General features: G+C 41.9%; 14 protein-coding genes. 9 read left to right on the top strand and 5 right to left on the bottom strand.

The genetic code is table 11. The features are described 5' to 3' along the window. The first annotated feature begins 12 nt into the window (after positions 1–12). From ACTNB3_RS05915 to ACTNB3_RS05885, 7 genes are all read left to right on the top strand, one after another. Positions 13–705 carry a YggS family pyridoxal phosphate-dependent enzyme gene (locus ACTNB3_RS05915; RefSeq protein WP_427805724.1) on the top strand — a complete coding sequence of 231 codons (693 nt, stop codon included), beginning with the start codon at positions 13–15 and terminating at the stop codon, positions 703–705. A 30-nt stretch (positions 706–735) separates the two neighbouring features. Next, positions 736–1,278: a cell division protein SepF gene (locus tag ACTNB3_RS05910; RefSeq protein ID WP_427805723.1), complete on the top strand. Its 543-nt coding sequence runs from the start codon at positions 736–738 to the stop codon at positions 1,276–1,278. Positions 1,279–1,296: 18 nt separating this feature from the next. Then, a complete protein-coding gene (locus ACTNB3_RS05905) occupies positions 1,297–2,073 on the top strand; it encodes an RNA-binding protein (RefSeq protein WP_427805722.1) in 777 nt (258 codons plus the stop codon). A gap of 32 nt (positions 2,074–2,105) precedes the next feature. Further along, positions 2,106–2,627 carry a signal peptidase II gene (gene lspA / locus ACTNB3_RS05900; protein ID WP_441015781.1) on the top strand — a complete coding sequence of 174 codons (522 nt, stop codon included), beginning with the start codon at positions 2,106–2,108 and terminating at the stop codon, positions 2,625–2,627. A gap of 35 nt (positions 2,628–2,662) precedes the next feature. Further along, on the top strand, positions 2,663–3,580 hold the full coding sequence (locus ACTNB3_RS05895; RefSeq protein ID WP_441024769.1) for an RluA family pseudouridine synthase: 918 nt from the start codon (positions 2,663–2,665) through the stop codon (positions 3,578–3,580). Between the two features lie 62 nt (positions 3,581–3,642). Beyond that, complete coding sequence (locus ACTNB3_RS05890) at positions 3,643–4,287, top strand: AAA family ATPase (RefSeq protein ID WP_427820330.1); 645 nt, start codon at positions 3,643–3,645, stop codon at positions 4,285–4,287. A gap of 30 nt (positions 4,288–4,317) precedes the next feature. Continuing rightward, the gene (locus ACTNB3_RS05885) at positions 4,318–6,201 is read left to right on the top strand and encodes a fructose-1,6-bisphosphatase (protein ID WP_427805718.1); all 1,884 of its coding nucleotides are present in this window, start codon (positions 4,318–4,320) and stop codon (positions 6,199–6,201) included. Positions 6,202–6,253: 52 nt separating this feature from the next. Here the strand turns inward: ACTNB3_RS05885 and ACTNB3_RS05880 are convergent, their stop codons facing one another. Further along, the gene (locus tag ACTNB3_RS05880) at positions 6,254–6,988 is read right to left on the bottom strand and encodes a tRNA 2-thiocytidine biosynthesis TtcA family protein (RefSeq protein ID WP_427805717.1); all 735 of its coding nucleotides are present in this window, start codon (positions 6,986–6,988) and stop codon (positions 6,254–6,256) included. Positions 6,989–7,189: 201 nt separating this feature from the next. Between ACTNB3_RS05880 and dtd the strand changes: the two genes are divergently transcribed. Then, positions 7,190–7,639 (top strand): D-aminoacyl-tRNA deacylase, encoded by a 450-nt coding sequence (gene dtd, locus ACTNB3_RS05875; protein WP_427820329.1) that lies wholly within the window; start codon positions 7,190–7,192, stop codon positions 7,637–7,639. Positions 7,640–7,688: 49 nt separating this feature from the next. Beyond that, a complete protein-coding gene (gene pepV, locus ACTNB3_RS05870; protein WP_427805715.1) occupies positions 7,689–9,053 on the top strand; it encodes a dipeptidase PepV in 1,365 nt (454 codons plus the stop codon). A gap of 108 nt (positions 9,054–9,161) precedes the next feature. On the opposite strand, the gene ACTNB3_RS05865 is transcribed toward pepV, so the two are convergent. The 4 genes from ACTNB3_RS05865 to ACTNB3_RS05850 form a co-directional block, all read right to left on the bottom strand. Continuing rightward, positions 9,162–10,226: a tyrosine-type recombinase/integrase gene (locus ACTNB3_RS05865; RefSeq protein ID WP_427805714.1), complete on the bottom strand. Its 1,065-nt coding sequence runs from the start codon at positions 10,224–10,226 to the stop codon at positions 9,162–9,164. A 76-nt stretch (positions 10,227–10,302) separates the two neighbouring features. Continuing rightward, positions 10,303–10,950, bottom strand: coding sequence for an RDD family protein (locus ACTNB3_RS05860; RefSeq protein ID WP_441024767.1), 648 nt, complete (start codon positions 10,948–10,950; stop codon positions 10,303–10,305). After that, positions 10,940–11,914 carry a signal peptide peptidase SppA gene (sppA, locus tag ACTNB3_RS05855; RefSeq protein WP_441024766.1) on the bottom strand — a complete coding sequence of 325 codons (975 nt, stop codon included), beginning with the start codon at positions 11,912–11,914 and terminating at the stop codon, positions 10,940–10,942. Before sppA ends, ACTNB3_RS05860 begins: the two co-directional genes overlap by 11 nt. Positions 11,915–12,059: 145 nt before the next feature. Then, positions 12,060–12,482 carry a LysM peptidoglycan-binding domain-containing protein gene (locus ACTNB3_RS05850; protein ID WP_427805711.1) on the bottom strand — a complete coding sequence of 141 codons (423 nt, stop codon included), beginning with the start codon at positions 12,480–12,482 and terminating at the stop codon, positions 12,060–12,062. Between the last annotated feature and the right edge of the window lie 102 nt (positions 12,483–12,584).

The following is a 12,584-nucleotide window of genomic DNA, read 5'->3' as shown; positions in this document are numbered from 1 at the left end:
GAGTGACAAAACATGGTAGCAGAGAACTTAATGGATGTAGAACGACGCGTTTGTGAAGCCTGCAGACGTGCCGGGAGAAGCCGTGACGAGGTGACTTTGATCGCAGTGAGTAAGACAAAACCGGTGGAAATGCTGGAAGAGGTGTATGGTGCAGGTACCAGATATTTCGGTGAAAATAAAGTTCAGGAGCTGGTGGATAAATATGAAGTGATGCCGAAGGATATCCATTGGCAGATGATCGGTCATCTTCAGCGCAATAAGGTGAAGTATATTATTGATAAGGCGGAGCTGATTCATTCCGTTGATTCCATTCGTCTTGCGGAAACTATTGACAGAGAAGCCGAGAAAAAAGGTATCGTTGCAAATGTGCTTCTCGAGGTAAATATGGCAAGAGAAGAAACAAAATTCGGATTGATGCCGGAAGAGGTTCCGGACTTTGTTAGGCAAATTGCCGGATTTCAGCACATAAAAGTACAAGGTTTAATGACAATTGCTCCTTTTGTAAGTGATCCAGAGGAAAATCGCAAATATTTTGCAAACTTACGAAAATTATCTGTTGACATTGGAAAGGAAAAAGTTGATAATGTGAATATGAGCATTCTTTCCATGGGTATGACAAATGATTTTGAAATTGCAATCGAAGAGGGAGCAACTATGATACGAGTTGGTACTGCAATTTTTGGTGAAAGAAATTATGTTCAATAAGAAACTGATACAACAGATAGGAGTGTAAAAATGGGAGTTTTAGATAAGTTCTTGGAAGTAATGAAATTAGACGGTGATGACGATTACGATGAGGATGACTTCTTCGATGAAGATGACTTTGAAGACGAGTACGAAGAAGAAAAACCGAAGCGTGGAATTTTTAAGAAAGAAAAAGCCAATACTTCTTATGAAGAGGAAGAAGAATTTGAACCTAGAAGATCTTCTCGTCCGACCAATAATAAAGTAACTCCAATGCGTCAGCCATCAAGAAAAAGTGCACCTGCTATGGAAGTATGCGTAATCAAACCGAACAACATGGAAGACACCAGAGAGATTACTGAGACGCTTCTTGGTGGACGTACAGTTATTTTGAATCTTGAAGGCATGGATCTTGAGGTCGCTCAGAGAATCATAGATTTCACATCAGGATCAACTTTTGCAATTGATGGAAATCTTCAGAAGATCTCAAACTTCATATTCCTTGTCACACCGGCGAATGTAGATATTTCCGGAGATCTTCAGGATATTCTGAACACCTCATCTTTTGATGTTCCGATTCAGAATCGCTATTAATACATAGGAATTATGGAAATGGACAAGGAAGAAGAATTACTTCGCAAACGTTTTTTGGAACTTTCCAATCAGGCATTTCAAAGGGGAATCGTAATGTATACCGATTTCCTGAATTTGAATGAATTAAATATTTTGCATACAACGCCAAAGAATTTGTTGGCTGTTCCCTTCAGAACCTTTGGCGGTTATGCATTTGCTGAGCGTCAGATGGCTGCATTTCTACCTGATGCTTTTTATTTGTATACTGATGAAGACGAAATATTGGAAAAATATCCCATGAGCGTAATACAGATCTCTCCATTAAACGGGAAATTTGCCGAAGATCTGGGGCATCGCGATTATCTTGGAGCATTGTTGAATCTGGGTATTGAACGTTCTAAGCTGGGAGATATTCTGATTCAAGAGAAAATGGCGTATCTTTTTGCTTGTGACGGTATGGTAGATTTTATTTGTAATGAACTGACTCGTGTCAGGCATACAACGGTCCAGGCTGTCCGGATCGAGAGAGAGGAATTTGATTATGAACCAAGGTACGAGGAAATCAGAGGTACGGTTGCATCCGTGCGTCTGGATTCACTGTTGAGCCTGGCGTGGAATTCTTCCAGAAGTAAAATGGCCCCTCTGATAGAAGAGGCTCGTGTATATGTCAACGGGAAGCTGATAACAAGCAATGGATATCATGTCAGAGAAAACGACATCATTTCCGTAAGAGGGATGGGAAGATTCCGGTATATGGGGATGATTTCAGAGACGAAAAAGGGCAGATGCTATGTCCTGGTATATAAATATATATAGCTATATTTTGTAAATGGAAAAGGAGCATCATCATGAATCAGAAACTCAAAAAATATATCAGTGCTGCGGTCGGTGTTCTGGCACTTCTGCTTTTGGATCAATATACGAAGATTCTGGCACTTCGATTTTTGAAAGATCAGCCGGCAGTTGTTATCTTGAAAGGTGTTTTTGAACTGCAGTATCTGGAAAACAGAGGTGCGGCGTTTGGAATGATGCAGAACCAGAGATTTTTTTTCCTGATTATTACGGTCGTTGTGCTTGGAATCATGGTGTATCTGTACAGCCTTACACCTGTCACACGTCGGTATCTTCCGCTCAGGCTCTGTATGGTTTTCCTTGCAGCCGGTGCGGCGGGGAATTTTATCGACCGGTTACTGCGCGGATATGTTGTGGATTTCTTTTATTTTTCACTGATCGATTTTCCGATTTTTAATGTTGCCGATATTTATGTAACCGTCACATTTTTTGTACTGGTATTGTTGATCTTTTTCTATTATAAGGAAGAAGATTTGATGATTTATTCAAGGCAATATCGGAAAGAACATCAGATATAGAAAAGAATCTCATTCAGAGAAAGCAGGATTTTTAAATGCGGTTAGAAGAATTTCAAATTGAAACAGAAAACGGGGAAAGAATCGATAAATATCTCTCAAATGAGATGAGCGGCTTTTCCCGTTCTTATATTCAGAAACTAATGAAAGATGGACATGTATACGTAAATGGAAAAGCAGTGAAAGCAAATTATAAGCTGGCTTATGACGATATGATCACTGTGGAAGTCCCGGATCTAGTTGAGCCTGATATTGTTCCTGAGAATATTCCTCTTGATATTCTCTACGAGGACGATGACATATTGATCGTAAATAAGCCTAAAGGGATGGTAGTCCATCCGGCTGCAGGACATTATAGCGGAACACTGGTTAATGCGTTGATGTATCACTGCGGCGAGAGCCTTTCAGGGATAAACGGAGTTATGCGTCCCGGAATCGTACACCGGATCGATATGGACACAACCGGATCCCTTCTTGTCTGTAAAAATGATCAGGCTCATCAGAAACTTGCAGAGCAATTAAAAGTGCATTCGATCAAGCGGGTCTATCATGCTATTGTCTGCGGGAATCTGAAGGAAGACAGCGGTACGATTGACGCGCCTATCGGGAGACATCCGGTCGATCGGAAAAAGATGAGTATTAATTACCAGAACGGACGAGAGGCTGTCACGCATTATCAGGTTCTCGAGCGCTTTGGAGACTATACCTATATTTCCTGCCGACTTGAGACTGGCAGAACACATCAGATCCGTGTTCATATGGCCAGTATCCGGCATCCATTGCTCGGAGATACCGTATACGGTCCACAGAAGTGTCCCTTTAAGCTGCAGGGACAGACGCTGCATGCAAAGATTCTGGGCATTACACATCCTACAACCGGTGAATATATGGAATTTGACGCGCCGCTTCCGGAATATTTTGAAGATTTACTCGGACGAATGCGTCAAAATAGATAAAATGTCTATACAATATTCGCACTTTGTTATATAATATGCATAAGAAAAGGAGTGTGACTGATATGAAAAACCTGAATACAATTATTACAATCGGAAGACAGTTTGGAAGTGGCGGTAAAGAGATTGGTACACGTCTGGCAGAAGATCTTGGAGTAAAGCTTTATGATAAAGAGATGCTGGATATTGCTGCAAAGGAAAGCGGAATCTGTCAGGAACTCTTTGAGACTCATGATGAAAAACCGACGAACAGTTTTTTGTATTCGCTGGTAATGGATACTTATTCTGGAGGCTATGCAACAGGAGCTTTTGCAGATATGCCGCTGAATCATAAAGTGTTCTTAGCACAATTTGAAGCAATCAAGAAGATTGCAGATGAAGGGCCATGTGTCCTTGTTGGAAGATGTGCAGATTATGCTTTGGAATCTTATGATAATGTCATGAGTGTTTTCATTCATGCGGACTTAACAAGCAGAGTCCGGAGAATTGCCAAAATGTATGACATCACGGATGCAAAAGCCAAGGATATAATCCTGAAAGCAGATAAAAAGCGTGCAAGTTACTATAATTATTTTACGAATAAAAAATGGGGAGATGCAGAAAGCTATGACATCAGTATCTGCAGCTCTGAATTAGGAATTGAAGGAACTGTGAAAGCACTTGAAGCATTGATCGAGCTTCGAGAATCCGTAACAGATCCAAGAATCTGATTGAGATCAAATATACATATAGGAGTGAGAATGGAAACAGAGAATTTGTTTAAAAATCTTTTACAAGAAAAATATCCGACCAGGCAGGCGGTCTGTCGTGAAATTATTAACCTGAATGCAATCATTAATCTGCCAAAGGGTACGGAGCATTTCATGAGTGATCTGCACGGCGAATACGAAGCGTTTCTCCATATTTTAAATAATTGTTCCGGGGTCATACGCGAAAAGGTTGATGCACTCTGGGCAGATTCGCTCAGCTTGAAAGAGCGCGATGAGATCTGCACATTAATCTATTATCCCCGTGAGAAGATGAACCGTATGAAGCGGGAGGGAAGAATTACGGAAGACTGGTACCGCCTGATGCTGAACTACCTGATTGAGCTGGCAAAAGTGGTTTCTTCCAAATATACGCGCTCGAAAGTACGTAAAGCACTTCCGGAGGAATTTGGATATATTATTGATGAACTTCTGCATTTTATGCCGGATGAAGACAACAACCAGATCCTGTATCACAAAAAAATACTGGATACCATTATCGGAATTGAGAGCTCGGAAGAATTTATTATTGCTCTTGCAGAACTGATCAAACGTCTTGCGGTAGATCATCTGCACATCGTAGGCGACATCTTTGACAGAGGAGAGAATGCAGATAAGATTCTGGATCTGCTCATGAAGTATCATTCGCTTGATCTGGAATGGGGCAATCATGATATTCTTTGGATGGGTGCAGCCTGTGGAAGCGATGCCTGCATTGCATCTGTTGTACGGAATAATATCAAATACAGTTGTATTGAAACGTTGGAGAACGGATATGGGATTAGTCTGAGATCGCTGACTTTATTCGCGGAGAAGACTTATCCTGATCTGCCGCCGATGGAAGCTGCACTGAAGGCGATTTCGGTGATTCTGTTTAAGCTGGAGGGCCAGATCATCATGCGCCGTCCGGAATATGAGATGGAGGGACGCCTGCTTCTTGATAAAATAAATTATGAGAATGGGACGATTGAAAGTGAGGGAACGGTCTATCAAATGAAGGATACCTTCTTTCCGACTGTCGACCCGACAAACGCATATGTGCTTTCAGAGGCAGAACAGGAAGTCATGGATAATCTAAGGTTTGCTTTCGTAAACAGCCACCGCCTGCATGAGCATGTGAAATTTTTATATGACAAAGGATGCATGTACAAATGTTACAACGGAAACCTGCTCTACCACGGATGCATTCCTCTGGATGAAGAGGGAAACTTTGATGGAGTCAAATTCGGAGGCTGCATTTATACCGGCAAATCCTATCTGGATTACGCAGAAAAGATTGCCAGAAAGGCCTGGTCAGCACAGGCATCCCAGTGGGACCTTGATTTCATGTGGTACCTGTGGTGCGGAAGAAAATCTCCTCTATCAGGCAGAAATGTAAAAACCTTTGAGCGTACGTTTATTGCCGATAAGGAAGCATGGCATGAGGAGACGAATCCATACTATAAGCATTATTATAGCGAAAAGACCTGCAATATGATCCTGCGTGAATTTCACTTGTATTCCGACATTTCGCATATCATTAACGGACATACACCGGTTAAGACAGAAAAAGGAGAGAAGCCTGTACGCGCGAACGGCAAGCTGATCGTGATTGACGGAGGATTCAGCAAAGCTTATCATAAAACGACCGGTATTGCAGGATATACTTTGATCTATAATTCTCATGGAATGCGAATCAAGGCACATCAACCGTTTGAAAGTGTGGAGAAGGTTCTGGAGGAGAACAAAGATATCGAGTCTACATCCAAGATGTTTGAGACTGAACCGCACCGGCTCCTCGTGGGAGACACGGATGACGGAAAGAAGATCAAGGAAGATATTCAGGTTTTGACACATCTTCTGGAATCGTACAAAAAAGGGAAAAAAGAATTATTCTAAAAATCTACAAAGAGGAACATTTCACACACTGTGAGAGGTTCCTCTTTAAAGATTAACGGGTATGCGGCGTTCGCGGCGGCCATCCTTCAATATTTCCGTTTAGAATCGCCGTAAACATGCGATTCTTCGCACCCGGATGAGCCTGATTCAGTTCTCGAACCAGATCTTTTGCATATTGACGCTTGGTAAATCCGTCGACCGGGCATCGGCTTTTTACAACAGGCAGATTGTATTTATGCTGAAAACCGATCACATCCATCTCATCCACAAACATCATCGGGCGGATGACGCTTAAATCCATTCGGTCCAGATAAGTCTTCGGAGAGAAGGAATGGAACCTTCCTTCAAAAATGAGGGAGAGCAGCATCGTCTCAATGATATCATCCTTGTGATGCGCGTAGGCAACTTTATTGCATCCCATCTTTTTTACCGCTTCGTTTAAAGCACCCTTCCGCATTTTTGCACAGAGCGAACAGGGGTTGGACTCCTTACGCTCATCGAACAAAATGCGGGCAATGTCTGTCTTCACGATCTGATATGGAACATCAAGTTCCTTGCACAGTTCCGTTACCTGCGAGAAATCGCATTTCTCATATCCGAGATCCACAGTAATTGCGCTCAGTTCAAAATGCTTCGGATAGAATCTTCTAAGTCCCTGCATTGCGTAAAGGAGTGTGAGACTGTCCTTCCCGCCAGAGATCCCTACTGCAATGTGGTCGCCTTCCTGGATCATATCATATTCGTCAACAGCTTTCCTTGTATAACTCAGTAATTGTTGTAATTTCATTGTCAATCACCACCTTATTTTCATAAACATATCGCCCTAATGTTACCGCATTTATAAAAGAATTACAAGTATAAATGCGTGCTAAATTCTTTGGGAAATTCTTTTGAAAGAAGGATTGCCTGAACAAGTCGGGCGTGTTAAGATAGCTATAGACTGAAGTTCTAAAAGTCAGCCAAGTACAAATAATGAGAGGATAGCAAGATGAAATTCGTAATTCAAAGAGTGACGGAAGCGAATGTAAAAGTGGATGGTGAGATCATCGGCGAGATCGGCAAAGGCTTCATGGTTCTGATCGGAGTCGGTGAAGATGATACCAGAGAAATAGCGGATAAGATGGTTAAGAAGATGACCGGACTTCGTATTTTCGAGGACGAGAACGGGAAGACGAATCTGTCTCTGGCAGATGTGGGCGGACAGATGCTTCTTATTTCGCAGTTTACATTGTACGCAAACTGCCGGAAGGGAAATCGTCCAAGCTTTATCGAGGCGGGCGCTCCGGATAAAGCGAATGAGATGTATGAATATATCATAGAAGAATGTAAAAAAGTAGTTCCCGTCGTTGAAAGAGGACAGTTTGGAGCGGATATGAAAGTAAGCCTCGTAAATGATGGACCGTTTACAATAATTCTGGATTCAGCCCAGCTTGCGTAAAATAAGAAATGTGGTAAAATAAGAAAGAATGAAAGAGAGGGATATTGCAATGAGTTATGAAACATTGAATGCGAAAGTACTGGAATTAAAGGACGATATGATTGCGTCTATCCAGCAGAATATGAGAATTGAGAGTGTGAGAGGAGAATCAGCTCCCGGTGCTCCTTATGGAGAAGGACCGAAGGCTGCCCTTGATGATGTGCTGGCGCTCGGTGAAAAATTGGGATTTCGTACAGGACAGGCTGATAACAGAGTCGGATGGATTGAGTATGGGGAAGGCGAAGAGATGGTTGGTATCCTCGGACATGTGGATGTCGTACCTGCCGGAGACGGATGGACTCATCCGGCATTTGGTGCAGAGATCCATGACGGCGTTCTCTGGGGCAGAGGATGTCTGGATGATAAAGGACCGGTCATCATGGCTGTCTATGCGCTAAAAGCAATTCGTGATTTGAATCTTCCAATTGACCGCAGAATCCGTGTGTTATTTGGCTCTGACGAAGAATGTGGTTCTTCCTGCGTGAAATACTATGTAGAAAATGGTTATGAAATGCCAACGATCGGTTTCACGCCGGATGCGCAGTTCCCAGCAATTTTCTGTGAAAAAGGCACGTCCAATTTCCTTGCAGGAACGAAGATTTACAACAAAGGCGAGATTGATGTTGAATATTTTGGCGGCGGAGTTGCCGCAAACGTTGTTCCGCCGGTATGCAAGCTGATTGTAAATGGCCCGCTGAAAGTTACTCCTGAGGAAGGAATTACTGTCACAGAAGAAAACGGAAAGACGATCGTGGAAGCTACCGGTTTCAGTGCACATGGAAGTACACCTGAACTTGGTGTTAATGCTGTAGTAAAATTATTGAATGCAGTCAAAGAAAATGACTTTGGAGGTGATTTCCAGCAGCTTGTTAATTTTATTTTAGAAGAAATCGGAAATGAAACAAATGGAAAATCACTCGATATTCTGTATCAGGATGAGGAAACCGGTGAAACGACAGTCAATCTTGGTGTTGTAAAATATGATGGGGAAGAAATGTCCTTTACTTTGGATATCCGTTATCCGAAAAACGGAGATGCCGAAGTGATCGACGATAAAGTAATCAATCGGATCAACAGTTACAACTTTGATGTTCTGAAAAAAACAAACAATAAATTATTATATGTTCCGAAGGACTCAGAGCTTGTTTCAAAACTGGTGAAAGTTTACGAGGCACAAACAGGAGATAAAAGAGAACCGATCGCCATCGGAGGCGGTACCTACGCGAAAGAATTTCCGAATATGGTTGCCTTTGGACCAGTATTCCCGGGAGAACCGGATGTGATCCATCAGCCGAACGAAAGAGTTGCCGTTGAGCAGCTGATCCGTGCAGCACAGGTTACAGCAGCTGCAATGTATGAACTGGCTAAGAAATAATCATTGATTTTGGGACTTTCGTGAAAAAAAACAGCATCATTCCTGGAAACAGGAGTGGTGCTGTTTTTTTTCACGTAATTTGGGAAGAATTTTTTGTGTAATACAACATTACGGCTCCCTGAGCTTCACGATGTCAGCAGCACTTCGGCGCCGGTCTTCGTCAATGGCCGCATAATGCTTTTTCGTCGTATTTACATCCTTATGGCCAAGTACATCAGCAACCAGATAAATATCGCCTGTTTCTTTGTATAAAGCGGTTCCATAGGTGCTTCTGAGCTTGTGAGGGGTAATCTTCTTATTCGGTGTTACCTGACGGGCATACTTTTTGACCATATTCTCCACAGACTGTACACCCATCCTTTTCCGCTGAGTGGAGAGGAAGAGGGCATTTTCGTGTCCTGGCAGAGGATTAACGGCTTTCCTGCTGGATTCCATATAAGTACGCAGGGCTTTTTCCACTTCCTCGCCAAAATAAATCACCATCTGGTTTCCGCCTTTTCTGGTTACTGTGATTCCATTATTCTTAAAATCCACATCGCCCAGATCAAGACCAACACATTCCGAAACACGTATTCCGGTACCTAACAATAAGGTAAGAATGGCAAGATCACGCTCCTTTGTCTTTTCATAATAAACACGGGCCTGGCCGGTCAGCTTCACGCCGCAGGATTCCACATAATCCAGAAGGGAAGCAACTTCATCTGTATCCAGACGAATGATTGCCTTCTCATGGAGTTTAGGCATATCGACTAATAAAGTCGGATTATTACTGATCATTTGCCGTTTAAAATAATATCCGTAGAAGCTTCTGAGCGCCGACATTTTGCGTGAAAGGCCTTTCTCAGCGTTCGTGATGCGTCGCCCGTCTTTGGGACGATAAACCTTCAGATATTCCTGGTATTCCTCGATATCCATCGGTGTAAGTCGATCCAGATCACTAAGTGTAAAATCCTTCATACTATAATTCTTAAAAGCCGGATTCTCGTCCAGAAGAAACTGAAAGAAAACACGGATATCATAAGCATAGGAAATCCTTGTTTTAGGTGATGTTGTTGGCTCTACAGCACGGAAATAATCCTTTGCAAATTCTGGCATTGTCTGCAATATTTCACGCAGACGCAAAGTATTATCTATATAGAGCTGATCCTGGTATGTTTTTGGCTCTGATGCCATAAATAGGTTCCTCCTTATCTTAATCTTTTGGAAAAATCAGTATTTGTCGTATAGATTGATCCCGCAAAACCACACCCTACTCGTGTGGTCTGTTATTAATATCATAATCAAAATTATCATATTCACTTGTATTTACAAGTGGTTGTTGACTTGATATGTTGTAACCGGGGTCAGGCATAATCGGTGGCTGATATTCAGGATAGATTTTTACTTTTTTAGTATAGATCACACGTGTATCACAGAGAATATCATGTAAAGCTCGTTTTTCCTGATCTAATCCGGCAAGTAGATAACCAATATATAGAATGATTCCGGAAAGATATCTGCCGATTGTTTCACGGTAAACCACATTGATCAGTGTAAGCTGTTCATTTGTATTATTATCATCAACATTATTTTCGTCTTTTAAAGAACGACAAGGAATTACTTTTAAATTGAAAGCTTTTTTTCCAAGAGTTGCTCCGGTATAATAGGTCAAAAGTACAAAGTATATGGCATGGCATCCATAAACTATGATGTCCTTTAATGTATACGAAAACAATATTTCCGTATCAAATATAGATGTGCCGGTAAGCAATGAAATCAAAGAAAATAATAATTTGATAATCAAAGTTCCGGCAAAAAGAATCAGGCTGTCCAGCGTAAATGCTGCAAAGCGTACCCAGAAACCAGCGTAGACATATTCCTGATCTGTTCCAGAGAAATCGGTATTTTTATTCTGCATAATACATCAATACCCCACTTTCTTTCTCCGCTGCTATCTCATTGAGTGTCTGTGCTTCTGATTTCGGTATTAGAGATTCGATTCTTGCAAAAAGTCCTGCTAACATATCAGATTCTTCTGGAAGCTCGTAAATCATCTCACAATCCATTTCTTCCATCATCCGGTCTAGTGTATTGTCATAGGTATCTATTGCGTCAATCAGGCCGTTATCGAGAGCTTGAGCAGCTGAATAGATTCTTCCGTCAGCAAGAGTGAGAACATCCTCACGGGCCATGTTACGTCCCTCAGCAACTTTATCGACAAAACTGTTATAGGATTCGTCAACGATGGACTGATACATCTGAATCTGCTCATCGGTCATCTTTGTGCTGTCTTTCATTGGACCACTCGTGATACTGATATAACGGATCCCGAGTTTCTCATAAAGTCCGGTCATGTCATATGTTGATATGATTACTCCGATAGAGCCTGTCATCGTCTCCTGGTTGGCTGCAATATAATCAGCGGCCACTGATGCCATATAACCGCCAGAAGCCGCCATATGAGCCATATAAGCCCATATAGGACGTCCTGTTGTATCGGAATACTCCTTTAATTTGTCGTGTAGTTCGGAGGACTCATATGCAGTTCCTCCCGGGGAATCTACGTAAAGCATGATGCCGGCATTATCCGGATCATACATCAGTTCATCAATGTAATCCAGTGTGGTAAGATGCTGGTAGGATTGAGACGCTTCAAATGCACTTGTCTCTGTCTGTTCTTCAATTGTCCCCTCAACACGAACAACAGCAATAAATGATTCGGCAGGGAAATCATACCCCAGGTCTTCTGTGTTAAAAATCATATCTGTTATAGAATTGTCGAATAACTGACCTGCCGCCGCATGAGTAAGAACGCTTGCAGCACCTGTCACGATGAACAAAGCGGCTGCCACTGCCAGTGCTATGATTTGTTTTTTCTTCATGATGAATTTCTCCTTTGCTTCGATAAATCTGAATCAATGCATGATATAAAATAATACATGTATTTTTCTATATTAAACCAACGAAATTTGTATACATAACAGTATAGGATTGATTATGGCAGCTTGTCAATCTTTTGTCTATAAATTAAAGCGGATTTGCTTCATAGTATACGATTGTAAGATAATCTCCTTCCCGCAGATAATCCATGGAAGCAGAATCAATTCCATTGATCTGTGCCAATTCATTCATATAATCATAGATGGAATCCTCTTCCCTTGTGCAGTAGGTCTGAGCGATGGTCCAGAGGGTATCTCCTTTTTCAATCCGGACACTTTTGAAATACTTCAGATCCGAACCCGTCTCCGCCTGCACATCATGCGCACTGGAAAAGAAGCTTCCGAACGAAAAACTGCATGCCAGTATCAGCAAAACGGCAATGACTCCAACCATGAACCGTCCGGCACTGTTCCTTGATCTTCTGCCTCTTGAGACTGCAACTTTCTTATGGCTGTTGGTGACTTTTTTTCTTTCTGCTCCGCTATTCTGCTTTTCCTGATATCTGCTCATCTGAAATTCCCCCTGATCTAATCTTATACTCCATTATTTGTCTATTGATACGAAAATACGTTCCGAACAGAAGTTCTGTAAATAATATATCGCATGAACAAA

This window comes from Bariatricus sp. HCP28S3_D3 (assembly GCF_052065755.1).
Taxonomy (GTDB): Bacteria; Bacillota; Clostridia; order Lachnospirales; family Lachnospiraceae; genus Allocoprococcus.
The sequence above is the reverse complement of the archived record's forward strand: the minus strand, read 5'-3'. Positions and strand labels throughout refer to the sequence as shown.

Excerpts from the sequence above, each read along its gene's own strand:
- ACTNB3_RS05915 (WP_427805724.1), top strand. The coding sequence starts at position 13 with ATGGTAGCAGAGAACTTAATGGATGTAGAACGACGCGTTTGTGAAGCC.
- ACTNB3_RS05910 (WP_427805723.1), top strand. The coding sequence starts at position 736 with ATGGGAGTTTTAGATAAGTTCTTGGAAGTAATGAAATTAGACGGTGAT.
- lspA (WP_441015781.1), top strand. The coding sequence starts at position 2,106 with ATGAATCAGAAACTCAAAAAATATATCAGTGCTGCGGTCGGTGTTCTG.
- ACTNB3_RS05860 (WP_441024767.1), bottom strand. The coding sequence starts at position 10,950 with ATGCAGAATAAAAATACCGATTTCTCTGGAACAGATCAGGAATATGTC.
- sppA (WP_441024766.1), bottom strand. The coding sequence starts at position 11,914 with ATGAAGAAAAAACAAATCATAGCACTGGCAGTGGCAGCCGCTTTGTTC.
- dtd (WP_427820329.1), top strand. The coding sequence starts at position 7,190 with ATGAAATTCGTAATTCAAAGAGTGACGGAAGCGAATGTAAAAGTGGAT.
- ACTNB3_RS05850 (WP_427805711.1), bottom strand. The coding sequence starts at position 12,482 with ATGAGCAGATATCAGGAAAAGCAGAATAGCGGAGCAGAAAGAAAAAAA.
- ACTNB3_RS05885 (WP_427805718.1), top strand. The coding sequence starts at position 4,318 with ATGGAAACAGAGAATTTGTTTAAAAATCTTTTACAAGAAAAATATCCG.
- ACTNB3_RS05905 (WP_427805722.1), top strand. The coding sequence starts at position 1,297 with ATGGACAAGGAAGAAGAATTACTTCGCAAACGTTTTTTGGAACTTTCC.
- ACTNB3_RS05890 (WP_427820330.1), top strand. The coding sequence starts at position 3,643 with ATGAAAAACCTGAATACAATTATTACAATCGGAAGACAGTTTGGAAGT.
- ACTNB3_RS05895 (WP_441024769.1), top strand. The coding sequence starts at position 2,663 with ATGCGGTTAGAAGAATTTCAAATTGAAACAGAAAACGGGGAAAGAATC.
- ACTNB3_RS05880 (WP_427805717.1), bottom strand. The coding sequence starts at position 6,988 with ATGAAATTACAACAATTACTGAGTTATACAAGGAAAGCTGTTGACGAA.
- ACTNB3_RS05865 (WP_427805714.1), bottom strand. The coding sequence starts at position 10,226 with ATGGCATCAGAGCCAAAAACATACCAGGATCAGCTCTATATAGATAAT.
- pepV (WP_427805715.1), top strand. The coding sequence starts at position 7,689 with ATGAGTTATGAAACATTGAATGCGAAAGTACTGGAATTAAAGGACGAT.